Origin of the sequence: Streptomyces sp. NBC_00464, assembly GCF_036013915.1 — a bacterium.
GTDB lineage: Bacteria > Actinomycetota > Actinomycetes > Streptomycetales > Streptomycetaceae > Streptomyces.
Genome location: NZ_CP107899.1, coordinates 1,768,439 through 1,793,882, shown reverse-complemented (window position 1 = coordinate 1,793,882; position 25,444 = coordinate 1,768,439). Strand labels below are relative to the sequence as shown.

21 protein-coding genes are annotated in these 25,444 nt (G+C 71.5%); 13 read left to right on the top strand and 8 right to left on the bottom strand.

The window, feature by feature from the left end:
* The first annotated feature begins 280 nt into the window (after positions 1-280).
* Together OG912_RS07635 and OG912_RS07630 are read left to right on the top strand one after the other, a co-directional pair.
* Entirely contained in the window at positions 281-460 is a 180-nt protein-coding gene (locus OG912_RS07635) for a hypothetical protein (RefSeq protein WP_327708716.1), read from the top strand.
* Between the two features lie 57 nt (positions 461-517).
* Positions 518-3,658: a helix-turn-helix transcriptional regulator gene (locus OG912_RS07630; RefSeq protein WP_327713365.1), complete on the top strand. Its 3,141-nt coding sequence runs from the start codon at positions 518-520 to the stop codon at positions 3,656-3,658.
* A gap of 56 nt (positions 3,659-3,714) precedes the next feature.
* Here OG912_RS07630 and OG912_RS07625 read toward each other — a convergent pair whose 3' ends face one another.
* The 3 genes from OG912_RS07625 to OG912_RS07615 all read right to left on the bottom strand — a co-directional run bounded on the left by OG912_RS07625 (position 3,715) and on the right by OG912_RS07615 (position 6,444).
* Positions 3,715-3,996, bottom strand: a complete 282-nt coding sequence (locus OG912_RS07625; RefSeq protein ID WP_327708715.1) for a DUF6191 domain-containing protein — start codon at positions 3,994-3,996, stop codon at positions 3,715-3,717.
* Positions 3,997-4,041: 45 nt separating this feature from the next.
* Positions 4,042-5,232, bottom strand: a complete 1,191-nt coding sequence (locus tag OG912_RS07620) for a PQQ-dependent sugar dehydrogenase (protein WP_443060956.1) — start codon at positions 5,230-5,232, stop codon at positions 4,042-4,044.
* Between the two features lie 219 nt (positions 5,233-5,451).
* Positions 5,452-6,444 (bottom strand): aldo/keto reductase, encoded by a 993-nt coding sequence (locus OG912_RS07615; RefSeq protein ID WP_327708714.1) that lies wholly within the window; start codon positions 6,442-6,444, stop codon positions 5,452-5,454.
* Positions 6,445-6,521: 77 nt separating this feature from the next.
* On the opposite strand from OG912_RS07615, the gene OG912_RS07610 reads away from it, so the two are divergent.
* The 8 genes from OG912_RS07610 to OG912_RS07575 all read left to right on the top strand — a co-directional run bounded on the left by OG912_RS07610 (position 6,522) and on the right by OG912_RS07575 (position 17,530).
* Positions 6,522-7,484 (top strand): 2-hydroxyacid dehydrogenase, encoded by a 963-nt coding sequence (locus OG912_RS07610; protein WP_327708713.1) that lies wholly within the window; start codon positions 6,522-6,524, stop codon positions 7,482-7,484.
* Positions 7,485-7,837: 353 nt separating this feature from the next.
* Positions 7,838-10,606 (top strand): EAL domain-containing protein, encoded by a 2,769-nt coding sequence (locus OG912_RS07605; protein ID WP_327713363.1) that lies wholly within the window; start codon positions 7,838-7,840, stop codon positions 10,604-10,606.
* Between the two features lie 217 nt (positions 10,607-10,823).
* Positions 10,824-12,680 (top strand): acetolactate synthase large subunit, encoded by a 1,857-nt coding sequence (locus tag OG912_RS07600; protein ID WP_326738916.1) that lies wholly within the window; start codon positions 10,824-10,826, stop codon positions 12,678-12,680.
* Positions 12,681-12,703: 23 nt separating this feature from the next.
* Positions 12,704-13,231: an acetolactate synthase small subunit gene (gene ilvN, locus OG912_RS07595; protein ID WP_326738917.1), complete on the top strand. Its 528-nt coding sequence runs from the start codon at positions 12,704-12,706 to the stop codon at positions 13,229-13,231.
* 107 nt (positions 13,232-13,338) lie between these two features.
* The gene (ilvC, locus tag OG912_RS07590) at positions 13,339-14,340 is read left to right on the top strand and encodes a ketol-acid reductoisomerase (protein ID WP_327708712.1); all 1,002 of its coding nucleotides are present in this window, start codon (positions 13,339-13,341) and stop codon (positions 14,338-14,340) included.
* 273 nt (positions 14,341-14,613) lie between these two features.
* Positions 14,614-16,206 (top strand): phosphoglycerate dehydrogenase, encoded by a 1,593-nt coding sequence (gene serA, locus OG912_RS07585; RefSeq protein ID WP_326738918.1) that lies wholly within the window; start codon positions 14,614-14,616, stop codon positions 16,204-16,206.
* A gap of 90 nt (positions 16,207-16,296) precedes the next feature.
* Positions 16,297-16,968: a TetR/AcrR family transcriptional regulator gene (locus OG912_RS07580; protein ID WP_327708711.1), complete on the top strand. Its 672-nt coding sequence runs from the start codon at positions 16,297-16,299 to the stop codon at positions 16,966-16,968.
* Between the two features lie 40 nt (positions 16,969-17,008).
* Positions 17,009-17,530: a hypothetical protein gene (locus tag OG912_RS07575; RefSeq protein ID WP_327708710.1), complete on the top strand. Its 522-nt coding sequence runs from the start codon at positions 17,009-17,011 to the stop codon at positions 17,528-17,530.
* A 15-nt stretch (positions 17,531-17,545) separates the two neighbouring features.
* On the opposite strand, the gene OG912_RS07570 is transcribed toward OG912_RS07575, so the two are convergent.
* A complete protein-coding gene (locus OG912_RS07570) occupies positions 17,546-18,688 on the bottom strand; it encodes a PucR family transcriptional regulator (RefSeq protein WP_327708709.1) in 1,143 nt (380 codons plus the stop codon).
* A gap of 189 nt (positions 18,689-18,877) precedes the next feature.
* Between OG912_RS07570 and OG912_RS07565 the strand changes: the two genes are divergently transcribed.
* Together OG912_RS07565 and pruA are read left to right on the top strand one after the other, a co-directional pair.
* The gene (locus tag OG912_RS07565; protein ID WP_327708708.1) at positions 18,878-19,804 is read left to right on the top strand and encodes a proline dehydrogenase family protein; all 927 of its coding nucleotides are present in this window, start codon (positions 18,878-18,880) and stop codon (positions 19,802-19,804) included.
* A gap of 38 nt (positions 19,805-19,842) precedes the next feature.
* Complete coding sequence (pruA, locus tag OG912_RS07560) at positions 19,843-21,474, top strand: L-glutamate gamma-semialdehyde dehydrogenase (RefSeq protein WP_326738923.1); 1,632 nt, start codon at positions 19,843-19,845, stop codon at positions 21,472-21,474.
* 105 nt (positions 21,475-21,579) lie between these two features.
* On the opposite strand, the gene OG912_RS07555 is transcribed toward pruA, so the two are convergent.
* The 4 genes from OG912_RS07555 to OG912_RS07540 all read right to left on the bottom strand — a co-directional run bounded on the left by OG912_RS07555 (position 21,580) and on the right by OG912_RS07540 (position 24,837).
* Positions 21,580-22,050 (bottom strand): hypothetical protein, encoded by a 471-nt coding sequence (locus OG912_RS07555; RefSeq protein ID WP_327708707.1) that lies wholly within the window; start codon positions 22,048-22,050, stop codon positions 21,580-21,582.
* Between the two features lie 95 nt (positions 22,051-22,145).
* On the bottom strand, positions 22,146-23,408 hold the full coding sequence (locus OG912_RS07550) for a lysophospholipid acyltransferase family protein (RefSeq protein WP_327708706.1): 1,263 nt from the start codon (positions 23,406-23,408) through the stop codon (positions 22,146-22,148).
* Positions 23,408-24,268 carry a phosphatidate cytidylyltransferase gene (locus OG912_RS07545; RefSeq protein ID WP_327708705.1) on the bottom strand — a complete coding sequence of 287 codons (861 nt, stop codon included), beginning with the start codon at positions 24,266-24,268 and terminating at the stop codon, positions 23,408-23,410. Before OG912_RS07545 ends, OG912_RS07550 begins: the two co-directional genes overlap by 1 nt.
* Positions 24,265-24,837, bottom strand: a complete 573-nt coding sequence (locus OG912_RS07540) for a CDP-alcohol phosphatidyltransferase family protein (protein ID WP_327708704.1) — start codon at positions 24,835-24,837, stop codon at positions 24,265-24,267. The genes OG912_RS07545 and OG912_RS07540 overlap by 4 nt, the downstream gene beginning before the upstream one ends.
* Before the next feature lie 467 nt (positions 24,838-25,304).
* On the opposite strand from OG912_RS07540, the gene OG912_RS07535 reads away from it, so the two are divergent.
* Entirely contained in the window at positions 25,305-25,436 is a 132-nt protein-coding gene (locus OG912_RS07535; RefSeq protein ID WP_327708703.1) for a hypothetical protein, read from the top strand.
* Positions 25,437-25,444: the final 8 nt, after the last annotated feature.

Below are 25,444 nucleotides of genomic sequence, written 5' to 3'. Positions count from 1 at the left end.
CACGGCAGACGGCGGTTGGACGGCACGGACTCGATCCGGGGCTGTCCGCCTGCGGAGGTCACGGTTCCTCCCGTACGTCACCCCGCGGCGTGGCCTAAGGCACGCGCGGGGCGCCCCGGCCGGGTCCGTGCGGTGGCGTAAGTCCCTCCCTAAGGCCCCCGGCCGCCACAGATGCGGAACTCGCCCGATGCGGCACCACCCCCTGGGGGACGACAGTGGTGGCACGGCAGAAGCACTGCCGCCACCGAGGCCCAACGGGCCCGTCCTCAGGGGGAATCACATGTACGAGCTGGAACTCCACAAGATCATGGCAGCCGAACTCGTCCGCCGCGCCGACAACGAGCGGCTCGTCCGGGAGGCCCGCCGCGCCGGCAAGGCGGCGCGCATCTCCGCACGCCAGGAACGCGAGAGGACGGTGAGCGCGAACAGGGACCGGGAACGGTTCGCGCACGCCGCGTAAGGCCGGACGACCGTGCCTGTCCGGCTTCCCGGCTCCGCGCTGTCGGACCCGTGTGCGATGCTCGGCGACGTGGAGACCAGGTCAGTCAGTCCCGTGTTCGTCGGCCGCGCACGTGAACTCGGCGCGCTCACCGACGCGCTCGCCGCCGCCACCACCGCCCCGGCCGGCGGTGGCGGCGAGCCGCAGGCGCTGCTCGTCGGCGGCGAGGCGGGCGTGGGCAAGACCCGCCTGGTCGAGGAGTTCCTCGCGGTTGCGGTCCGCCGCGAGGCCGTCGTCGCCGTCGGCGGCTGCGTCGAGATCGGAGCCGACGGCCTGCCGTACGCCCCCTTCTCCACCGCCCTGCGCGCCCTGCGCCGCACCCTGCCCGAGGAGATGGCCGCCGCCTGCGCGGGCCAGGAGGGCGAACTGGCCCGGCTCCTTCCGGAGCTCGGTGAGGCAGGCCGGGACGCGGCCGACGAGCACGGCACCGCCCGTCTCTTCGAGCTCACCGCCAGACTCCTGGAGCGCATCTCCGCGGACCGCGCCGTCGTGCTCGTCCTGGAGGACCTGCACTGGGCCGACTCCTCGACCCGGCACCTGCTCGCCTACCTCTTCCGTACGCTGCGCAGCGGCCGCCTCGTCGTGATCGGCACCTACCGGGCCGACGACATCCACCGCCGCCACCCGCTGCGCCCCCTGCTGGCCGAACTGGACCGGCTGCGTACCGTGCGCCGCATCGAGCTCTCCCGGTTCAGCCGGGCCGAGGTCCGCCGCCAGCTCACCGGCATTCTCGCGGGCACCCCCGAACCCGCCCTGGTGGACGAGATATTCGAGCGTTCCGACGGCAACGCCTTCTTCGTCGAGGAGCTCGCCTGCAGCCTGGAGTGCGGCGACGGGGCCGGGCTGCCCGGTTCCCTGCGCGACCTCCTCCTCGTCCGTGTCGAGGCGCTCTCCGACGACGCCCAGAGAGTCGCCCGCATCGTCGCCGAGGGCGGTTCCACCGTCGAGTACGAACTGCTGGCCGCCGTAGCCGGCCTCGCCGAGGACGAGCTCATCGAAGCCCTGCGCGGAGCCGTCGGCGCCAATCTGCTGCTCACCACCCCGGAGGGCAACGGCTACCGCTTCCGGCACTCCCTGGTCCGCGAAGCCGTCAGCGACGACCTGCTCCCGGGCGAACGCTCCCGGCTCAACCGCCGCTACGCCCAGGCCCTGGAGGCCGACCCCGCCCTCGTCCGCGACGGCGAGCGCGCCACGCGCCTGGCCAGCTACTGGTACGGGGCGCACGACCCGGCCAAGGCGCTGCCCGCCGTACTGAAGGCCTCGGTGGAGGCCCGCCACCGCAACGCCTACGCCGAGCAACTGAGGCTGCTGGAGCGGGCGATGGAACTGTGGGACGACGTTCCCGAGGCGATACGCGGTACGCTGCGCCCCATCGACTACGCCGAGGTCTATCCGGCCTGCGGCCGTGACGGCTCCACCCCGCTGAGACATCTCGATCTGATGGCCGAAGCCACCGTGGCCGCCCGCTTCGGCGGCGAGCGCGAACGGGCCCTCACTCTCTGCAAGAAGGCCCTGCGCGTCCTGGAGGGCGAGGACGACGCCCTGCGCGCCGCCTGGTTCTGGGTCCAGCGCTCCCGTCTGGTCCAGGACCTCACCCGGGGCGACGGCTGGGACGAACTGGCCACGGCCGAGGAACTGGTCCGCGGTCTGCCCCCGTCCGCAGTGCACGCGGACGTTCTGACGAGCGTGGCCGGCTGGGGCGCCCTGCACCGGCCCGGCGCCGAGACGCTTGCCGCCGCCGACCGGGCCGTGGAGTACGCCCGGCTGGTCGGCGACGAGTACATCGAGCTGCACGCGCGGCTGACCCGCGGCTGGCTGAACGCCGACGCCGGAGCCGTCGACGAGGGCATCGCGGAGATGTACGCCGTCCGCGACCGGGCCGATGAGCTGGGTCTCGTCGGCATCATGGGGCGTGCCGGCATCAACCTGCCCTCCACCCTCGAAGCCATGGGCCGCTCGCTGGACGCGGTGGCCGCCGCCGACCACGGCATCGAGGGCTGTCACAGCCACGGTGTCGCGGACATGGAGGCCTGGGCCCGTACCAACCAGGCGATGTCGCTGTTCTCCCTCGGCCGCTGGGACGAGTCCCTTGCCACCACGGAGGCCGCCGCCCGCAAGGCGCTGTCCCGCAAGCCCCAGGCGCTGGTAGCCGCACGCCGCACCGAAGTGGCCCTGGCGCGCGGGGACATCGCCGAGGCGGAACGGCAACTGGCGCTGACGAGAAGGGGCTTCGGCTCCAGCGACCCGCAGCCGCAGCACGTCATCAACATCGTCCGCCACACCATCACCATCGCCGTGCAGCAGGGGAACCTCCCCGAGGCGCGGGCGGCCTTCGAGGCCCAGGCGGCCGAGGGCTTCCCGACCGGCACCCAGCGGTACGCCTTCCCGCTGCTGCACGTCGTCGCGGCTGCCGAGGCCGACGCCCGGGGACTGCCGGCCACCGAACCGGGCCGGCCTGGCATCCTCGCCCTCGTGCGGAGCCACCTCAAGCGGCTGCCGGCGCTCGTCCCCGTATGGGCCGCCTACGGTGTGCTGATCGACGCCGAACTGGCCCGGGCCGAAGGCCTCGACACCCCGGAGCACTGGTCCCGCGCCGCCCAGGCATTCATGCCGCTGCACCGCCCGTACGAACTGGCGCAGATCCGCCACCGCTGGGCCGAGGCGCTGCTCATCGCCTCCGGCGACCGGACCGCGGCCACCGTGCTGCTGCGCGACGCCCACGGCACCGCCCGGAGCCTCGGGGCGCGCCCGCTGACCGAGACCATCGAGCTGCTGGCAGGCCGCGCCCGCATCACCCTCACCGATCCGGACGCCGCTCACGGCTCCGCAGGGGCCTTCGGCGACGCGATTCCGGTCGCCGTGACCGTCCCGGACCACGGCGACGAGCAGGGCGGCCAGGACCACTCGGAGGATCAGCTCAGGGCCGCGGCAGCCGCCGCGGTGGAGTCCTTCGGGCTGACCCCGCGCGAGCAGGACGTGCACCGCCTCGTGGCGGCCGGCCACACCAACCGCAGGATCGCCGAGGAGCTCTACATCTCGCCCAAGACCGCGAGCGTGCACGTCTCCAACATCCTGGCCAAGCTCGGCGTCACCGGCCGCGGCGAGGCGGCCGCACTCGCCCACCGGCTGCGGCTGTACCGGGAGCCGAAGGGGTCGTAGACCGTGTCGTACCGGAGACCGGGCCCGGGGCGCGCGTCACGGCGACGCGGGCGGCATCAGGCGTCGCCCCCGTCGGCCCCACCGCCCCCGTCGCCTCCGGATCCGCCGCCGTCCGCATCGCCGCCGTCCGGGTCGCCGCGGTCCCCGTCCGTCTCACCGGGGTCCCCGTCCCCGTCCTCGTCACGGCGGCGGACGACGACCTTGCCCGAGGTCAGGTCGATGGGGCCGCGCGCGGGGTCACCGATGCCGAGATCCACCCGGGTCAGCTCCAGCCGCTTCTGCTCCTCGGCGGTGTGCTTGCGACCGGGGGCGAAGAGTTCCTCGAAGAAATTGAACACGGGCCGCGCACCCTTCCGCCTGCTGTAGCCACCGGCCGCAAGGCCCTAACGCACCTCGGCCACCAGGATCCTGTCGTCTCCCGGCTTCGGGGTGCCGCGGCTGTCCGTCTCGCTCGTCACGATCCAGAGCCTGTTGCCGCCCGCCGCGAGCACGGTGCGCAGACGGCCGTACTTCCCTCCCAGGAACGACTGGGGTGCCGCCAGCGGTTCCTTGTCAGCCGTACCGGACAGCGGAATCCGCCAGAGCCGCTCACCCCGCAGACCGGCCATCCAGATCGAACCCTTGGCGAAGGCGATACCGCTCGGGGACGCCTCGGACGTCTTCCACTGTGCCACGGGGTCGATGAATCCGGCCTTGCCCGCCTTGCCCTCGGCCTCGGGCCAGCCGTAGTTCCCGCCCGGCACGATCCGGTTCAGTTCGTCCCAGGTGTCCTGGCCGAATTCCGCCGCCCACAGCTGCTTGTGGCCGTCCCACGCCAGACCCTGCACATTGCGGTGACCGTACGAATACACCACGGAGTCGGCCTGCGGATTGCCGTGCAGCGGCTCACCGTCCGGGGTCATCCGCAGGATCTTGCCTGCCAGTGACTCCTTGTCCTGTGCGCGACCGTCGTCCCCCGTCTCACCGGTGCCCGCGTACAGCATGCGGTCCGGGCCGAAGGCGATCCGGCCGCCGTTGTGGATGGCCCCCTTCGGGATGCCCCGCAGAATCGTGTCCGGGGCGCCCAGCAGCTGACCGGGGGTCGTCCCGTCCTCGTCGTAGAGCATGCGGGCGATGCGGTTGTCCGAAGCGGTGGTGAAGTACGCGTACACCAGATGGTCCGTGCCGTAGTCGGGGGAGACGGCGAGGCCCAGCAGCCCGCCCTCGCCGGCCGGTGCCACCCCCGGGACGGTGCCCAGCAGCGTCTTCTTCCCGCTCTTCGCGTTGATCCGGGTGATCGTCCCCTTGTCGCGCGAGGAGACCAGCAGATCGCCGTCCGGCAGCTCCGCGAGACCCCAGGGCGAGTCCAGGCCCTCCGTGAGGGTCGACACCACCTTCGCCGAGCCCTTCGCGGGCGGCAGATCGGCCGGAGGGCGCGAGGCCGACGGCGACGGGGACGGGGATGCCGCCCGGCTCGACGGGGGCGCGGACGATCCGGCCGGTGAGCTCATGCCCTGGCCCGCCGTGCTCTCGACCCCCTCCTGCGAGGAACACCCCGCGCCGAACATCAGGGCGCCGGCCGCCAGCACGGCCACCGCACCCCGCCGCGCGCCGTGACCACTCCCGTGGGGCGTCGCGCGACGCCCCACCGGTTCCCGCACTGATCCGAACCTCGCACCGCGCACAGCACCGACCCCTTCGACGACCGCCTGTCCACTGTTTCTTACACCGCAGCCGCGCCCAGGGTTCCCGAAGCCCGCGGACTTTCTCGCTCGGCGATCGGACTTCACCCGCCAACGGCCGGGTACCGGCGCTCAGTCCCACGACTCCCGCGCCGCCGGCAGCCGTTCGATCTCGTCGAGGTCCTGCGCCGTCAGCGTCAGCCCGGCCGCCCCCGCGTTCTCGACGGCCCACCGCTCGTGCTTGGTCCCCGGCACCGGAACCACCTGGGGGCCCTGCCGCAGCACCCAGGCCAGCGCCACCTGTGCCGGCGTCGCCCCGTACCGTTCCGCGACCCGACGCAGCCCCACCACCACCGGCTGGTTCGCGGCCATCATCTCGGCGGTGAACCGCGGATGCCTGGCCCGCAGATCCTCCGGCTCGAAACCCTGCCCCGGTGTGAGCGTCCCCGTCAGATATCCGCTGCCCAGCGGCATCGCGGCCAGTACCCCGACCCCGCGCGCCGCACACCACGGAAGGAGCGCCTCCAGTGCCTGCGGGGACCACACCGAGAGTTCCGCCTGCACCGCGCTCACGGGAAAGACCTGCTGGACCCGCTCCAGCTGCCGGATCGTTTCGTCGTGCATACGCGCTCCGCGCCGGCGCCCGGCCCTGGCACCGACCGCGCACAGCCCGAGGGCCCGCACCTTGCCCGCGTTCACCAGCTCCGCCATCGCGCCCCAGGTCTCCTCGACGGGCACCTCGGGGTCGGCCCGGTGGAGCTGGTACAGATCGATCACGTCCGTCTGCAGGCGCCGCAGCGAGGCGTCGCAGGCCCGGCGTACGTAGCCGGGCCGGCCGTTGGCCACGATGTGCTGGTCGCCCACCAGCAGCCCGCACTTGGTGGAGACGAAGGCCTGCTCGCGGCGCCCCTTCAGCGCCCGTCCCACCAGCAGCTCATTGGTGAACGGCCCGTACATGTCGGCCGTGTCGAGCAGGTCGACACCCGCGTCCAACGCCGCGTGCACCGCGCGCAACGCCTCGTCCCCACGCCGGTGCGAGGCGCTGTACGCCCAGCTCATCGGCATGCAGCCGAGACCGACCGCACCCACGGCGAGCGCCGCCGCACCCAGACTTCTGCGCTCCAACTCCCCGAACCCTCCCTCGCACCGCACCCCCCAAGCTAACCTCTGCGTCCCGCCGGGCTTCGCATAGCCTCCTGACCATGACTTCCACCATGCACTCCGCCGATGTTCCCGACGTATGGCTGCCCTTCGAGGCCGATGAGATCGAGGGGCTCCCCGAGGGTCTCAACTACCGCTTCTGGGACGGCGGGCAGGACTTCCCCGCCGACCCCGCGCAGTGCGCCTTCTACGTCGTTCCCTACATGAAGGGACCGGCGGTCGCGGTCCGTCCGTTGCGCGACATGGGCGGCGTCCAGGTCGTGCAGACGCTCTCCGCGGGCATCGACCATGTGGAGCCCGGCCTCGGTCTGTTGCCCGCGGGCGTACGGCTGTGCAACGCCAAGGGGGTCCACGAGGCCTCCACCGCCGAGCTCACCCTCGCGCTGATCCTCGCCTCGCTGCGCGGGTTCCCCGGATTCGTGCACGGCCAGGACAAGGAGGAGTGGCGGTCCGGCTTCTACCCGGCGCTCGCCGACAAGTCCGTGCTGATCGTCGGGTACGGATCGATCGGCTCGGCCATCGAGGACCGGCTCGCACCCTTCGAGTGTGCGCGGGTGGCGCGCGTCGCGCGCTCTGCACGGACAACCGCACGCGGGCCCGTACACACGCTCGACGACCTGCCCGCCCTGTTGCCCGAGGCCGACATCGTCATTCTGTCCACCCCGCTGAACCCGTCCACGCAGGGGCTGGTCGGCGCGGACTTCCTCGCCGCGATGCCGGACGGGGCGCTGCTGGTGAACGTGGCCCGCGGCGGTGTCGTCGACACCAAGGCCCTGTTGGCCGAACTCGAGTCCGGCCGACTGCATGCCGCCCTCGACGTCACCGACCCGGAACCGCTCCCTTCCGGCCACTCCCTCTGGCATGCTCCGAACGTCCTCATCACTCCGCATGTCGGCGGGAGCACCTCGGCGTTCAAGCCGCGCGCGAAGCGTCTGCTCGCCGGACAGCTCAGCCGTTTCGCCGCGGGAGAGCCGGTGCACAACGTCGTGCGCACCACCGGCTGAACACGCTGCGAGCGCGTCCCGTTCCCCTCCGTGCCCACAACTGTGCAGGTCGTCACGGAGAGTAGAGGAACTATGTCCCTGTGTGACGGGTCTGGTGTATCGTCCCGAAAGGGGGACTGCGCCGTGGAAGGGGCGGCGCCGGGGAGGAAGCCACACGCGAGGGGGCGACGGGCGATGTACGGCCGATGGGCGAACGATCCGACACGGCAGGGCGGCCGACGGCTGCCGACGGCGCGTCCGGTGCGCCGGCGCCGCAGCCGTCCGGCGCCGTCGGGGGCACCCCGGTGAGCGCGCCGGCGAGCGCCCGCGGGGCATTCCTGGCCCGCCGGCCGGCCGTGGACCGGGCGCCCGCGATGGTCCCCCGGCTCCTCCTCGGCCTCGTCTGCGCGGGATACGCCGTGGGCGGGGCCGTGGGCTGGGGCGCGGAGCGACTCGCGGTGTTCATGGGGGACTTCGGCCTGAGCGCGGCCGCCCTGATCGCCGCCGTCTCCTGCTTCCTGTTCGCGCGCTCCGCGGACAACAGGTTCCGGCCTGCCTGGCTGCTGTTCTCGCTCTCCTCCCTGATGGCGGCGGCGGGCAACGGAGTATGGGGCTGGTACGAGTTCGTGCGAGGGGTCCAGGTACCCAGCCCCTCCCTGGCCGACCTCTTCTTCCTCTGCTTCGCGCCGCCCGCGATCGTCGGACTGCTCGTCCTCGCCAAGCGCCCCGTCACCCGGGCCGGCTGGGTCTGTCTGGCTCTCGACTCCTGGCTGATCGGCGGATCGCTCCTCACGCTCTCCTGGAGCCTCGCTCTCGCCCACACCGCGCACCTGGCGGACGTCGAGGGTGCCAGCGTGGCCCGCGCGGCACTCTCGCTGGCCTATCCGCTGCTCGACATCGTGCTGGTCTCCATGGTGCTCGCGCTGCACTTCCGGCGCTCCAGCGTCAACCGCGCCGCGGTGAACACCGCCATCGCCGCGCTGGCCCTCACCGTCCTGTGCGACGCGCTGTTCACTTCGCCGCTGCTCCGGCAGACCTATCAGTCGGGCCAGTTGCTCGACGCCGGCTGGTTCGCCGGATCGCTGCTCCTCGCCTACGCCCCCTGGGGTGTCGCCCGGGACGAGGAGGACACCGACCGGCAGCGGCTCGCGCCCCGCACCACCAGCCGCCCCATCTCCGGATCACTGGCCGCGCTGACCCCGTATCTCGCCGCGGCGGTCTGCACCCTGGGCATCCTCTACAACGTCATCGAGGGCCGCCGGGTGGACCGCGTCGTGGTCTTCACCGGGTGCACGGTGGTGCTCGCGCTGGTCGTCCGGCAGGGCATCATGCTCGTCGACAACATCGCCCTCACCCATGAACTGGCCCAGAAGGAGAACCACTTCCGCTCCCTGGTGCAGGGCTCCAGCGATGTCATCATGATCGCCGCCCCGACCGGCATACTCCGCTACGTCAGCCCTGCCGCCGCCGGGGTCTACGGACGCGAGGCGGACGACCTCATCGGAGCCGAGCTCTCCTCGATCATCCATCCCGAGGACCTCGGCGGGGTCGTCCACGAGGTGCGCCGCTTCCTCGCCGCCCCACCGGGTGAGGAACCCACCACCCGCATCGAGTGCCGCTTCCGCTCCGGCGCCGGTGAATGGCTGAACGTCGAGTCCACCGTCAACCGTCACCAGGGCGGTCTGATCCTCAACAGCCGCGACGTGACCGAACGGGTACGCCTCCAGGCCCAGTTGCAGCACAACGCGGAGCACGACCCGCTCACCGACCTGCCCAACCGGGCGCTCTTCACCGACCGGGTCCGCCGGGCACTCGGCGGCCGCCGGGCGGGTGACGCGGGCACCGCCGTCCTCTTCATCGACCTGGACGGCTTCAAGGCGGCCAACGACCGGCTCGGCCACCAGGCGGGCGACGAGCTCCTGATCCAGGCCGCCCGCCGCCTGACGGAGTCCGTCCGGGCGGGGGACACCGCGGCCCGCCTCGGCGGGGACGAGTTCGCCGCCCTCATCGTCGGCGACGGCAGCCGCGACCAGGCCGCCCGCGAGTACCAGGTCCACGAGATCGCCGACCGGCTGCGCCTCACGCTCTCCCAGCCCTACCGCATCGGCGCCGGAGAGGTCCGGGTCACCGCCTCCATCGGGGTCGCCTTCGCCGAGCCCGGCATCACCCCCAACGACCTCATGCGCAACGCCGACCTGGCCATGTACCGCGCCAAGGCCGGCGGCAAGGACCGCGTCGAGTTGTACGCCCCGCAGATGCAGGCCGAGGTGGTGCGCCGCTCCGAGCTGGCGGCCCGGCTGCGTACCGCCCTGCGCGACGGCGAGTTCGCGCTGCTGCACCAGCCCGTGGTCCATCTGGCCAGCGGCTCCGTCGCCGCGGTCGCCGCACAGGCCCGCTGGCGCTCCGCCCAGGGCATCCTGTTCACGCCCGCCGAGTTCCTCCGCGTGGCCGAGGACAGTGACCGCACCGCCGAGCTGGGCCGCTGGCTCCTCGAAGAGGCCGTCGAGCAGGCCGCCGACCGGGCCAGGGCCGGCCACCAGGTCTCCGTCGCCGTCCGGCTCTCCGCCCGCAGGCTGCTCGACAAGGGGACGCCGTTCGGCTCCGTGGAGGCGCTGCTCACCCGGTACGGGCTGCCGTCGGGGGCGCTGATGATCGAGGTCGCCGACAGCGACCCGCGGGTCTCCTTCGACGAGCTCGAACAGCGCCTGGTCGCCCTGCGGCGCCTCGGCGTACGGATCGCGCTGGACGGCTTCGGCAGCGGTTACGCCGCGATCAACGCCCTGCGCCGGCTCCCCATCGACGTGCTGAAGCTGGACCGCGGACTGGTCGAGGGCGTCGTCGAGTCCGCCCGGCTGCACAAGATCACCAGCGGGCTGCTGCGGATCGCCTGCGACCTCGGCATGCAGTCCGTGGCCGACGGCGTCGACGTCCCCGAACAGGTCCTCGCCCTGCGCGCCATGGGATGTACGCACGGCCAGGGCATGGCCTTCTCCGGGCCGCTGGACGAGTATCGGCTGCGCCGCACCCTGGTCCGCGGCACGTTTCCGGTGCCCGGCAGTCCGGCTGCTCAGCCCGTCCTGGCGGGCGGCTCGATCCCGCTGCTCAGCGGCTCACATGGTGAGACGCCCGTCCCACCCACTTGACACGTCGAGTGCCTCGGAGAGAGGGTCAATGCCATGCGCACCCGAATTCTCGTACTTGGAAAGCGCGTCGGCTGAAGCAGAGTCCCTCGACGACACTCTGCAGACCGCACCGGCGCGCTCCCCTCGCTTGCCTCACGGCACGAGGGGTTTTTTGTTGCACCGGCACCACGCAAACCATCGCAAAACACTCGCAAAAACCCTCAGCTTCGAGAAGAGAATGCCGATGACCGAGCAGGCCACCGGGGCCCACCATCCCCAGCCGCGGGCCCGTAGCGGCGGACAGTCCTCCGCCTCCGTTGAGCACCTCACGGGCGCGCAGTCCCTCATCCGCTCTCTCGAGGAAGTCGGGGCCGACACCGTATTCGGACTCCCCGGCGGCTGCATCCTGCCGGCGTACGACCCGCTGATGGACTCCACCCGGGTCCGCCACATCCTGGTCCGCCACGAGCAGGGCGCGGGTCACGCGGCCACGGGCTACGCGCAGGCCACCGGCAAGGTCGGCGTCTGCATGGTCACCTCCGGGCCGGGCGCCACCAACCTGGTCACCCCGATCGCCGACGCGGCCATGGACTCCGTGCCCATGGTCGCGATCACCGGCCAGGTGGCCTCGGCCGCCATCGGTACGGACGCCTTCCAGGAAGCCGACATCTGCGGCATCACGATGCCGATCACCAAGCACAACTTCCTGGTCACCCGCGCCGAGGACATCGCGCACACGATCGCGGAGGCCTTCCACATCGCCTCCACCGGCCGTCCGGGCCCGGTCCTCGTCGACATCGCCAAGGACGCCCTCCAGTCGAAGACCACCTTCAGCTGGCCGCCGTCCATGGACCTGCCCGGCTACCGCCCGGTGACCAAGCCGCACGCCAAGCAGATCCGTGAGGCCGCCAAGCTCATCACCCAGGCCAAGCGCCCGGTGCTGTATGTGGGCGGCGGCGTCATGAAGGCCGGGGCCACCGCCGAACTCAAGGTGCTGGCCGAGCTCACCGGAGCGCCCGTCACCACCACACTGATGGCGCTCGGCTCCTTCCCCGACAGCCACCCGCTGCACGTGGGAATGCCCGGAATGCACGGTTCGGTCACCGCCGTCACCGCGCTGCAGAAGGCCGACCTGATCGTCGCCCTCGGCGCCCGGTTCGACGACCGGGTCACCGGCAAGCTGGACAGCTTCGCCCCGTACGCCAAGATCGTCCACGCCGACATCGACCCGGCGGAGATCGGCAAGAACCGTGCGGCCGACGTGCCGATCGTCGGGGACGCCCGCGAGGTCATCGCCGACCTCGTCCAGGCGGTCCAGGCCGAGCACACCGAGGGCCAGACGGGCGACTACGCCGCCTGGTGGAAGGACCTCAACCGGTGGCGCGAGACCTACCCCGTCGGCTACGACCTGCCGGAGGACGGCAGCCTCTCGCCGCAGCAGGTCATCCAGCGGATCGGTGAACTGGCACCCGAGGGAACCGTCTTCGCGGCGGGCGTGGGCCAGCACCAGATGTGGGCCTCGCACTTCATCCAGTACGAGCAGCCCGCCACCTGGCTCAACTCCGGCGGCGCGGGCACGATGGGCTACGCGGTCCCGGCCGCGATGGGCGCCAAGGCCGGCATGCCGGACCGCACGGTCTGGGCGATCGACGGCGACGGCTGCTTCCAGATGACCAATCAGGAGCTCACCACCTGCGCGCTGAACAACATCCCGATCAAGGTCGCGATCATCAACAACGGCGCGCTCGGGATGGTCCGCCAGTGGCAGACCCTGTTCTACAACCAGCGGTACTCCAACACCGTGCTGCACACCGGTGCCGACACGGACGGCGTCCCGGCGAAGGGCACCCGGGTGCCGGACTTCGTCAAGCTGTCCGAGGCCATGGGCTGCTACGCGATCCGCTGCGAGGACCCGGCCGACCTGGACAAGGTCATCGCCGAGGCCAACGCGATCAACGACCGGCCGGTCGTCATCGACTTCATCGTCCACGAGGACGCCATGGTGTGGCCGATGGTCGCCGCCGGCACCTCGAACGACGAGGTCATGGCAGCCCGCGGCGTCCGCCCCGACTTCGGCGACAACGAAGACGACTGAGAGACAGAGAGAGACCGACTCACATGTCCACCAAGCACACGCTCTCCGTCCTGGTCGAGAACAAGCCCGGTGTCCTCGCCCGGATCACCGCCCTGTTCTCCCGCCGCGGCTTCAACATCGACTCGCTCGCGGTCGGTACCACCGAACACCCCGACATCTCCCGCATCACCATCGTCGTGAATGTCGAGGGCCTGCCCCTGGAGCAGGTGACCAAGCAGCTCAACAAGCTGGTCAACGTCCTGAAGATCGTCGAACTCGAGCCGTCCGCTGCGATCCAGCGTGAGCTCGTCCTGGTGAAGGTCCGCGCCGACAGCGAGACCCGCTCCCAGATCGTCGAGATCGTCCAGCTGTTCCGCGCCAAGACCGTGGACGTCTCCCCGGAGGCCGTCACGATCGAGGCGACCGGCGGCGCCGACAAGCTGGAGGCGATGCTCAAGATGCTGGAGCAGTACGGCATCAAGGAGCTCGTCCAGTCCGGCACCATCGCCATAGGACGTGGCGCGCGCTCGATCACCGACCGGTCACTGCGCGCCCTCGACCGCACGGCATAAATCATTCCGGGCCCGCCGCGCCGCTCGCATGGCGAGACCCGAAAACGTAACTGACGCACCCCGCCGTACGGTGGGACGCAACACCTGCACACCAAGGAGAAGACCCAGTGGCCGAGCTGTTCTACGACGACGATGCCGACCTGTCCATCATCCAGGGCCGCAAGGTCGCGGTCCTTGGTTACGGCAGCCAGGGCCACGCCCACGCGCTGTCGCTGCGCGACTCGGGTGTCGACGTCCGTGTCGGTCTGCACGAGGGCTCCAAGTCCAAGGCCAAGGCCGAGGAGCAGGGCCTGCGCGTGGTGACCCCGGCCGAGGCGTCCGCCGAGGCCGACGTCATCATGATCCTGGTTCCGGACCCGATCCAGGCCCAGGTCTACGAGGAGTCCGTCAAGGACAACCTCAAGGACGGCGACGCGCTGTTCTTCGGCCACGGCCTGAACATCCGCTTCGGCTTCATCAAGCCGCCGGCCGGCGTCGACGTCTGCATGGTCGCCCCCAAGGGCCCGGGCCACCTGGTCCGCCGCCAGTACGAGGAGGGCCGCGGCGTTCCCTGCATCGTGGCCGTCGAGCAGGACGCCACGGGCAAGGGCCTGGAGCTCGCCCTCTCGTACGCCAAGGGCATCGGCGGCACCCGCGCCGGCGTCATCAAGACGACCTTCACCGAGGAGACCGAGACCGACCTGTTCGGTGAGCAGGCCGTTCTCTGCGGTGGCACCGCCGCCCTGGTGAAGGCCGGTTTCGAGACGCTGACCGAGGCCGGCTACCAGCCGGAGATCGCGTACTTCGAGTGCCTCCACGAGCTGAAGCTCATCGTCGACCTCATGTACGAGGGCGGCCTGGAGAAGATGCGCTGGTCCATCTCGGAGACCGCCGAGTGGGGCGACTACGTCACCGGCCCGCGCATCATCACGGACGCCACCAAGGCCGAGATGAAGAAGGTCCTCACCGAGATCCAGGACGGCACCTTCGCCAACGCCTGGATGGCCGAATACCACAACGGTCTGCCCAAGTACAACGAGTACAAGAAGGCCGACAGCGACCACCTGCTGGAGACCACCGGCCGTGAGCTCCGCAAGCTCATGAGCTGGGTCAACGACGACGACAAGTAACACTGATGCCTGAGGGGCGGGTCCCGGACCCGCCCCTCGGGCGTTGTTCCTGCTTCACCGCTGGAAGAGGCGGCGTCGTACGTGTGTACAAGTCGTCCAGCCTCTTGTGGGTGATCCTTCCAACGGGGCGCAGTATGCGTCGTCGCGCATGACTACACTTCTCCACACATACACGCGTCAGGCCCACAGTGTCGTGCGTCTTCCACGCGGCAAGCCCCTCCACCGCCTGCGGCCGTCGGGACGGCCGTCCGCACTGGATCTGTGAGGACTCACGTGAGCTCGAAACCTGTCGTACTCATCGCTGAAGAGCTGTCGCCCGCCACGGTGGACGCCCTGGGACCGGACTTCGAGATCCGGCACTGCAACGGCGCGGACCGCGCCGAGCTCCTCCCCGCGATCGTCGATGTCGACGCCATCCTGGTGCGCTCCGCCACCAAGGTCGACGCCGAAGCCATCGCCGCCGCGAAGAAGCTGAAGGTCGTCGCCCGCGCGGGCGTCGGTCTGGACAACGTCGATGTCTCCTCGGCCACCAAGGCCGGCGTCATGGTCGTGAACGCACCGACCTCCAACATCGTCACCGCCGCCGAGCTCGCCTGCGGTCTGCTCGTCGCCACCGCGCGCAACATCCCCCAGGCCAACACCGCCCTCAAGAACGGCGAGTGGAAGCGCTCCAAGTACACCGGTGTCGAGCTGAGCGAGAAGACCCTCGGCGTCGTCGGCCTCGGCCGCATCGGCGTCCTGGTCGCCCAGCGCATGTCGGCCTTCGGTATGAAGATCGTCGCGTACGACCCCTACGTCCAGCCGGCCCGCGCCGCGCAGATGGGCGTCAAGCTCCTCTCGCTCGACGAGCTGCTGGAGGTCGCCGACTTCATCACCGTGCACCTCCCGAAGACCCCGGAGACGCTCGGCCTGATCGGTGACGAGGCGCTGCACAAGGTGAAGCCCTCGGTGCGCATCGTCAACGCCGCGCGCGGCGGCATCGTCGACGAGGAGGCGCTCGCCTCCGCCCTCAAGGAGGGCCGCGTCGCCGGCGCCGGTCTCGACGTGTACACCAAGGAGCCCTGCACGGACTCCCCGCTGTTCCAGTTCGACCAGGTCGTCTGCACTCCGCACCTCGGTGCCTCCACGGACGAGGCCCAGGAGAAGGCCGGTATCGCGGTCGCCAGGTCGGTGCGCCTCGCGCTCGCCGGTGAGCTCGTGCCGGACGCGGTCAACGTCCAGGGCGGCGTCATCGCCGAGGACGTCCGTCCCGGACTGCCGCTCGCCGAGAAGCTCGGCCGGATCTTCACCGCGCTCGCGGGCGAGGTCGCGGCCCGCCTCGACGTCGAGGTGTACGGCGAGATCACCCAGCACGACGTGAAGGTGCTCGAACTCTCCGCGCTCAAGGGCGTCTTCGAGGACGTCGTCGACGAGACCGTGTCGTACGTGAACGCTCCGCTGTTCGCGCAGGAGCGCGGTGTCGAGGTCCGCCTCACCACCAGCTCCGAGTCGCCCGACCACCGCAACGTGGTCACCGTCCGCGGCACGCTCTCCAGCGGCGAGGACGTCTCGGTCTCCGGCACGCTGGCCGGCCCCAAGCACCTCCAGAAGATCGTCGCGATCGGCGAGCACGATGTGGACCTGGCGCTCGCCGACCACATGGTCGTGCTGCGTTACGACGACCGCCCCGGTGTCGTCGGCGCGGTCGGCAAGATCCTCGGCGAGGCCGGCCTGAACATCGCGGGCATGCAGGTGTCCCGGGCCGCCGTGGGCGGCGAGGCGCTGGTCGTCCTCACCGTCGACGACGACGTCCCGCCGTCGGTGCTGGCCGAGATCTCCTCGGAGATCGGCGCGGCCTCGGCCCGCTCGGTGAACCTCACCAGCTGATTCCTTGACGGGACCGCTCCCGGATCTGCCGTACCCGGCATGTAGACGTGCGTCTTACACAAACGTCCACATGCCGGGTACGCTGCTGTCATGGGACATCGTGAGGATCTGCTCGAAGGCGCCAAGCGCTGCCTGCTGGAGAAGGGGTACGCCCGGACGACGGCGCGCGACATCGTGGCGGCCTCGGGAACGAACCTCGCCTCCATCGGCTACCACTACGGCTCCAAGGAGGCCCTGCTCAACCTCGCCTTCCTCAAGGTGACGGAGGAGTGGGGGGATGTGCTGACCAAGGAGGGCGACCCGGCCGAGGCCGCCCAGGACGTGCCCCCGGCCCCGCTCGACCAGTTCCGCGAGAGCTGGGAGCGGGTGATCGGCAGCTACGAGCAGACCCGTGCCGTCTGGCAGCTCCAGATGGAGGTCATCTCCCGGATCGAGACCGACCCCGAGCTCCAGAAGTCCCTCGCCGGTCCGCAGCGCGAGGGCCGCGACGGCCTCGCCGAGAACATGCTGGGCATCGACCCCGAGACCGACCCCGAGAAGGCGCGCGTGGCCGGGCTCTTCTGCCAGGCGCTGCTCGCCGGCGTCATGGTCCAGTGGTTGATGGACAGTGAGTCGGCGCCCTCGGCGCAGGATCTGACGGACGGGCTGAAGGCGGTACTGGAGGGGCGGGTGCGCACCGCGGACCCGGACGAATCCCGCTCACGTGGGTCGCTGAAGCACGCCGGTAACGGCGTTGACGGAGGCAGGAGTTGGCGCGGATGAGCAAGCGGGAGCCGCAGCCGCACGGGAACGGCGGCGGGCGATGAGCGCCCGGGCGGGGGAGCCGTTCGACATCGCGCGGGCCGTCGCCGACGTGGAGGCGCTGCTGGCCGCACCGCTGCCGGCCACCGGGCCGACGGTGGCCGACGGGGACCCCGTCACGGGCGAGTGGACGGTCACCACCGGCCAGGGCTTCCGGATCGTCCCGCTCTGGGAGGGCGACGCCCCCGACGCGGCCGCCGGGGCGGACGAAGCGGAGGAGGCGGCCGATGCGCAACTGGCCGCGCTCACCGGGGAGCTGGATGCCCGCTGGGGAGGACACCACCAGGTGGCGGTCCATGTGGCGCTGCTCCTCAGGGAGCACGATGAGCGGGTACCCGCGCTCTTCGAAGCGCTGCTCGACGAGGACTGTTACGGCGACCTGAGCGCGTGGGGGCCGTTGTCCGCGCAGGGCCGGTGGGTCGGCGTGAGCGTCGGACGCAGCGACGGGGACGCCCCTGTGGTCATGGCCGCCGTCGTCAGCGACCGCCCGATCGTTGCCCCCGACCCGCCGTCCTGGCTGTAGTGCGCGAACCCCGGCTCAGAGCCGGGAGGCCTTCAGCGCCATGTGCAGCAGCAGCCGGTCCTCGCCGTCGTTCAGGTCGAGGCCGGTGAGCTGCTGGACCCGGGAGAGGCGGTAGTACAGCGTCTGCCGGTGGATGCCCAGCTCGGCAGCGGTCCGGGACGCCTGGCCCGCACAGTCCAGGAACACCTCGGCCGTACGGACCAGATCCCGGTGCGGTGGGGTGAGCAGCGGGCGGACCGTGTGGTCCGGCAGAGTGCCGGGGGTGAGTGTGGTCAGCAGGCGGTACGGGCCGATGGCCGACCACTCGGCGACCGGGCCGAACCGGGTCTCCGCCGCCGCCGCGCGGGCCGCGGCGGATGCCTCGTGCCAGGCGTCGGCCAGCTCGGCGAGGCCGCGGCGCGGGACCGCGATCCCGGCGGTGGCGGCCGCCCCGGCGGTGGTGCGCAGCCGGTCGGCGGCGGTGAGCGCCGGATCCAGGACGTCGTGCGACCGCAGGCGGACCAGTGCGGCCAGCGCCGGGGGCCCGGCCCTGCCCGGCGAGGGCGCGCCGGACAGGGCCGCAGCGGACGGCACCGTGCGCACCGACGGCGGCTCGTCCGGCCAGGGCGTCACGCACACCACGGTGTGCAGCCCCTCCGCGTCCGGGCCGAGCGCCTCGCTGAACGCGGCCACCGCCATGTCGCGCTGCCAGCCGCGCCCCGCCGTGAGGACCGCGCCGAACTCCCGGGAGAGATCGGTGCCCGCCCGTGCCTCTTCGGAGAGCAGCGCCCCGATCCGGGCCGCCACGTCCATCGCCGCGTCGAGCTGCTGGTCGGTCGGCCCCGGGTCGGCGTCCAGCAGCCATACGTAACCCAGCACGACACCCCGATGGCGTACCGGCAGACAGATCCGGTCCCGGTAGACACCGGCCTCCGGGGCGGCCGGGATGCGGACGGGGCCGGTGGCGCGGGTGATGCCGAAGTTCTCGAACCAGGCGCGGACCGCGGGGGTCGAGCCGCGGGTCAGGATCGATCGGGTGCGGACCGGGTCCATCGCCGTGTCGTCGTCGCTGTCGTGGGCACCGAAGGCGACCAGGCCGAAGTCACGGTTCTCCAGCGTCGCGGGAGCGCCGAGCAGCGCGGAGATCTCGTCGACCAGCTCCTGGTAATCGCCCTTCACCCGGCCATTCTCGCACCCCTTCAGACATATGTCTGAGATCCAGGGCACGGATGCGTGACAGCTGTCGATGGCACAGGATCGGAGGGATCCTTAGATTTCACGGTGGTTCTCCGTGCTGTACCGCTTCTGTTCCTTATGGTCCCTATGTGGCGGTACGGCCTTCGTTCGTACTTTCCGTGGAGGTGCCCCGTGCTGGGTCCCGTGATTCTCGCCGCGTCACGCAGCGACAAGATGCGCCGTTTCATCTCGGCAGCCCCGGGCACGAAGCAGGTCGTCGACCGGTTCATTGCCGGTGAGACGGTCGAGCACGTCGTCCCGATCATCGAGGACGCCACCGGCAAGGGCCTCGAAGTCACTCTCGACGTGGTCGGCGAGGACATCACCACCCCCGAGCAGGCCGCCGCCGCGCGCGACGCCTATCTGGAGCTCATCGGCCGCCTCAAGGACCTCGGCCTGGGCACCAAGGCGGAGATGTCCGTCAAGCTCTCCATGTTCGGCCAGGCGCTGGAGAACGGCCACGAGCTGGCCCTCGCCAACGTCCGCCCGGTCGTCGAGGCCGCCGCCGCGATCGGCACCACGGTCACCCTGGACGCCGAGGACCACACCACCCTCGACTCGATGTTCGCCATCCACGAGGAGCTGCGGAAGGACTACCCGCAGACCGGATGCGTCATCCAGGCCTACCTCTTCCGTACCGAGGACGACGCCCGCCGCCTGGCCGACGCCGGCAGCCGCGTGCGCATCGTGAAGGGCGCCTACAAGGAGCCCGCCTCCGTCGCGTACCAGGACAAGGCCGAGATCGACAAGGCGTACGTCCGCATCCTGAAGACGCTGATGGAGGGCGAGGGCTACCCGATGATCGGGTCCCACGACCCGCGCCTGATCGCCATCGCCCAGGAGCTGGGCCGCAAGGCCGGGCGCAAGCTCGACGAGTACGAGTTCCAGATGCTGTACGGCATCCGCAGCGACGAGCACATCCGGCTCGCGGCCGAGGGCCACCGCATGCGTGTCTACACCGCGTACGGCACCGACTGGTACGGCTACTTCATGCGACGCCTCGCGGAGAAGCCGGCCAACCTGCTGTTCTTCGGCCGCTCCATCCTCACCAAGGGCTGAGCCCCCTCCACCTCTCTACTCAAGGAGCTACGGACACCATGGACGCTGTAACCCAGGTCCCCGCGCCGGTCAACGAGCCGGTCCACTCCTACGCCCCCGGCTCCCCGGAGCGCGCCCGCCTGGAGGCCAAGCTCAAGGAGCTCAGCCAGAACCCGATCGACCTGCCGATGACCATCGGCGGGGAGAAGCGGATGGGCGGCGGCGAGCGCTTCGACGTCGTGCAGCCGCACAACCACAAGGCCGTCATCGGCACCTTCGCCGGCGCCACCGAGCAGGACGCGCAGGACGCGATCGACGCCGCCCTCGCCGCCGCCCCGGCCTGGCGCGCGATGGCCTTCGACGACCGCGCCGCCATCATCCTGCGCGCCGCCGAGCTGCTCTCCGGCCCCTGGCGCGAGACGCTGGCCGCCTCCACGATGCTCGGCCAGGGCAAGACCGCCCAGCAGGCCGAGATCGACACCCCCTGCGAGCTCGTCGACTTCTGGCGCTTCAACGTGCACTACGCACGCCAGATCCTTGCCGAGCAGCCCCCGGCCAACTCCCCGGGCGTGTGGAACCGCATGGACCACCGCCCGCTGGAGGGCTTCGTCTACGCGATCACGCCGTTCAACTTCACGGCCATCGCGGGCAACCTGCCCACCGCACCCGCCCTCATGGGCAACGTGGTGGTCTGGAAGCCGTCCCCCACGCAGACCCACGCCGCCGTGCTGCTGATGCAGCTCCTGGAGGAGGCCGGTCTGCCCAAGGGCGTCATCAACCTGGTGACCGGCGACGGCATCGCCGTCTCCGAGGTGGCCCTGAACCACCGCGACCTGGCCGGTATCCACTTCACCGGCTCGACCCCCACCTTCCAGCACCTGTGGAAGACGGTCGGCAACAACATCGCGAAGTACCGCACCTACCCGCGCCTCGTCGGCGAGACCGGTGGCAAGGACTTCGTCGTCGCCCACCCGTCGGCCGACCACGCGATCCTGAAGACCGCGCTGACCCGTGGCTCCTTCGAGTTCCAGGGCCAGAAGTGCTCGGCGTCCTCGCGCGCCTACGTTCCGGCCTCCATCTGGAACGCCGGCTTCAAGGAGAAGTTCGCGGCCGAGGTCGACTCCATCACGATGGGTGACGTCACCGACCTGTCGCACTTCATGGGTGCCGTCATCGACGACCGCGCCTTCGCGAAGAACAAGGCCGCCATCGACCGCGCCGCGGCCGACCCGGCGTGCACGATCATCGCCGGCGGCACGTACGACGACTCGGTGGGCTACTTCGTCCGCCCGACCGTCATCGCGTGCAGCGACCCCGAGAACGAGGTCTTCACGACCGAGTACTTCGGCCCGATCCTCGCGATCCACGTCTACGAGGACGAGAACTTCGACGCGATGCTGGAGCAGATGGAGTCGGTCTCCGACTACGCCCTGACCGGTTCCGTCATCGCGAACGACCGCGCCGCCGCCGCGTACACGATGGAGAAGCTGCGGTACGCCGCGGGCAACTTCTACATCAACGACAAGTCGACCGGCGCCGTCGTCGGCCAGCAGCCCTTCGGCGGCGGCCGTGCCTCGGGTACGAACGACAAGGCGGGCGCCCCGCAGAACCTCCAGCGCTGGACCCTGACCCGGGCCATCAAGGAGACGCTGGTTCCGCCGACCGACTACACCTACCCCCACCAGGGCTGACACACCTGCGGGGCGCTGCCCTCCCGGCGCCCCGCCACGAACTCCGCCTCCCGATCGGTTCCCCTGCCGGCCGGGAGGCGGTTTCCATTCACGGGCGGGGGCGGGTCAGTACAGGAACCGCTTGACCACCGCGTCGCCCGTGTGTGCCGCGCGCTCGTAGAAGTCCACCACCTGCCGGAAGTGGGCGGCGAAGACGGCGCGGACCTCGGCTTCCGGTATGCCCCAGTGCGTGGTGAAGCCACCGGCGGCCGCGTCCCACAGCCCGTCGAACGGATGGCCGCGGAGGAACTCCACCGCCTCCCGTACCTGCACAGCCGTCAACGTGACGGACGGAGCCTCGACTCCGGCCGGATCCTCATGAACGGTCCCGCCGAAGACCGGGAGCTCGCCGCTGCCGTGGCCCGGCGGTGCGAGGAGGCAGAGCTCGTGCACCGTGGAGAAGTCCTTGGATATGTGCAGATCCGTCGCGAGGCGGTCGAGCTCGTCGTCCGTATCGGCGAAGACGGCCGCCACCCCCGCGAAGTCCTGCGGCAGCCCAGGGACCGGGACGGCCCGCGCCTGCATGCTGAAACTCATCGCTGTCCTTTCCCGCCGGGCTGTCGTCCCAGCCTCTGCTTCCGAACAGTAGGGGCGCCCACTGACAACCGGCCCGCCCGCACCGGCTCCGCGGTTCAGCCCCAGCCGTGCACGATCAGCGACAGCCCCGCCGCGAACCCGCCGCCCAGCAGCGCCAGGTAGCGGCCGTACTGGCGGCGGTGGCGGCGCAGCAGCAGGCCGAAACCGGCGAAGGCGAGGCCCACCGTCAGGGTGCGGGAGCCACGGGCCGTCGCCGACGCGGTGAGCCAGTCGAGCGCGGGCACGTCGGCGCGGCCCGCCTCGGCGCCGTACACCTTGAACGGGATGCCGTTCCACGGCTGGTGGCGCACCGCGGACGCGCCCTCGACGGCCAGCTCGTGGCGGACCTCGGCGCGCATCCGGTCCGTCGTCAGGGGTGCCGGCAAGTGGACACCCGCCGAAGCCAGTTGCAGCGCCAGCAGGCCGCCCGCCAGGCTGCCGGCCAGCGCGCCCAGTGACATCTTGGGGGCCGCGCGCGGCACCGCAACGCACACCACGCCCAGCAGCAGCTCCGGCATCAGCGGCCAGCTCAGCGCCTCCGCGAACGCCCAGCAGAACGCCAGCGGCACACCCCAGCGCGAGGTGACGACCGCCGCCACCCGCCGTCGCGTCGCGGAGTCCTTCAACGGCTCGGCGACCGTACGCGCGTGCAGAGCCACCACCGCGTCGCGCGCCTCCTCCGGGGTGACGGCCGACGGCAGCGGCTCACCGATCGTCACCCGGACCAGCGACGAACGCAGCCGCCCGTGCTTCGGCAGCAGCCGGTCCGTGCCCGCGATCCCCACCGGCACCACCGGCACCCCCGCCTCCTCGGCCAGGACCAGCGCGCCCCGGTGGAAGGTGCCCAGCGAGCCGTCCTTCGCCTCAGGGGGGGTCTCGCCGGTCAGGGCCGGGTCCGCGGGGTGACCGGCGAGACCCCCCCTTGTGCCCTCGGGGAACAGCACGACCGCCCGGCCCGCCCGCAGTTCACCGGCCATGGTCAGCAGGTCCTCCATCCCGCCGCCGCCCCTGCGCACCGGGAAGCCGGCCGCCAGCCTGCGGCAGATCCGCCGCCGCCACGGGGAGGCGAACCAGTAGTCGGCCGCCGCGCCGATCGCCGGGCTGTGCCGGGCGTCGAGCGCCGCGAGGAGCGCCGCGGTGTCCGCGTGCGAGGAGTGGTTGGCGACCACCACACAGCCGCCGCGCGGCAGCCGGCCGCGCCGTTCCACCCCGCCGGTGAGGCTGAGCACGCCCCACCACAGGCCGCGCCGGAAGGCCGCGGCGACCCGGGAGCGGCGCGGGAGGACGACTCGGACAGGGGTGCTCAGGAGCGTACGCATCAGGTCATCACCATCGCCAGGAGAAGGGCCACCAGCAGGGAGTCGATCCGGTCGAGCAGGCCGCCGAAGCCGGGGAGCCAGCTGCCCGCGTCCTTCACTCCCGACTCGCGCTTGACCATGGACTCGATCAGGTCACCGAGGACACAGCCACCGATGACCGCCCCCCACAGGGGGAGGCTGAACTCGCCGAGCACCAGCAGGAGTACGGCTGTCGCGGCGGCCGCGCCCAGCACGCCCGCCCAGGTCTTGTTGGGGGAGAGCGGCGACAGCGGCCGGGCGAGCGGGCCGCGCCGGCCCAGCGCCGTACCGCCGCACCAGGCGCCCACATCGCCGAGCGCCACCGCAAGGCCCACCGCGACACCCGTCTCGCCGAGCGTCACCAGGCCCGTCAGCGCGACGGGGATCCACAGCAGCCCGAAGGCGGTGCGGGCGCTCCGGGTGAAGCCCGTCCGGTCGTCCCCGGACAGCACGGACGGCAGTGCGGCCGCGACCAGCAGCAGCGCCGCAGCCCGCACGTCCAGGAGGTGCGGCGCCAGCCAGGCCAGCGCGGGGAGGACGAGGGCCGCCCCCGCCAGCACCACATGGTCGCCGCGCCGCAGCCCCGCCATCCGGACGAACTCGCTCGCCGCGATCACCCCGAGCCCCGCGGCCAGTGCGTACGTACCACCGCCGCCCAGGAAGTACGCCCCCAGGAAGACCGGTGCGACCAGCGCCCAGGTCCGCCACCGCCTGCGCAGTTCGGCCCGCATCCGCACCTTCGAGGGGAGGACCGCGACCGCGACCCCGCCCGCCCCCAGCACACCCGCGACCAGCGGCACCGCCCGCGCGGCCGCCTCCTCGGCGATCAGTACGGCGCTCATGCCAGCTCCCTCCACAGTCCGGCCAGCCGGAGCACCGCCGTGAGCAGCGCACCGGCGGCGATCACGATCAGCACCGGTACGGCCCAGCCGCTCGCCGCGGCGACCACGACCAGCAGGCAGCGCTCGGTCTTGCCGACCGGCCCGCCGTTGCGCCGGGGTGCCCCGGCCGCGGCGCCGGCCAGCGACACCCAGGACGGCAGCGTCGCCGCGAGCGCGGCGACCGCCACCAGCCACAGCGGGGCGAGGGCCAGGAACCCGGCCAGGACGACCAGGTCCGCGACCCGGTCACCGAGCTCGTTCAGTACCGCTCCGCGCCGGGTGGTCCGCCCCGTGTCGCGGGCCAGCGCCCCGTCCAGGTTGGCGAAGGCGAGCCGGGCCGCGAGCAGCGCGGCGACGGGCAGTGCGGCGGGGCCGGCGGGCAGCCAGGCCAGTGCGGCGGCGGCACCGGCGGCGGCGACGACGCCGGCGGCGGTGAGGGTGTCGGGTGACACCTCACGGCGGACCAGCGAGGCGCGGACACCGGAGAGCCGGTTCGCGTACCAGGGCTTGAGAGCGTAGAGGCCGTTCATGGGTGCAACTGTCGTGCGTCGCACAATTCTTCGACACGGGCCGGGTACTCAACCGGCGGCTGAGTACCGGGGTGCGGTACCTGGGTGGGTGCGTTCATCGACGACGACCCGGACCCCGCGGGCGGCGGGCCGCTCCACCACCGCTGAGCAGGCACGATCACTCGCCGTACGGGCGCTCTTCGGGCAGCTGGGAGTGAGCGGCCGGTACGGAGGCGTAAACCTCCGTCTCAGATAGTAGGAAGTCCGAGTAATTGTGGAGACAGACCGGCGTAGCTGCCTTAGCTTTGTAGAAGCCGAACGTCTCGCTTGATCAAGCGACTGGCGGTCGTGAGCGCGCGCCCCGAAGCAGGCAATCCCTGCGGCGCCTGCTCCCCGCCCCTTCCGGCGCCTCGAAATCCCTGATCTCGACATCACGTTCACGATTTTTCGATCTCGAAATCCTCGCGATCTCAAGGAGTCGATCCACCATGGCCGAGACCACTGTCCGCCGCCGCGTCCGTCACGCCCACCGTCCGACCGAGTCGGAGCGGCAGAATGCCGCCGCCGCCCTGCAGCGCGCGCTGGACCGCAGGGACAACGGCGGCTCCACCGGTCACTGACCGCGAGC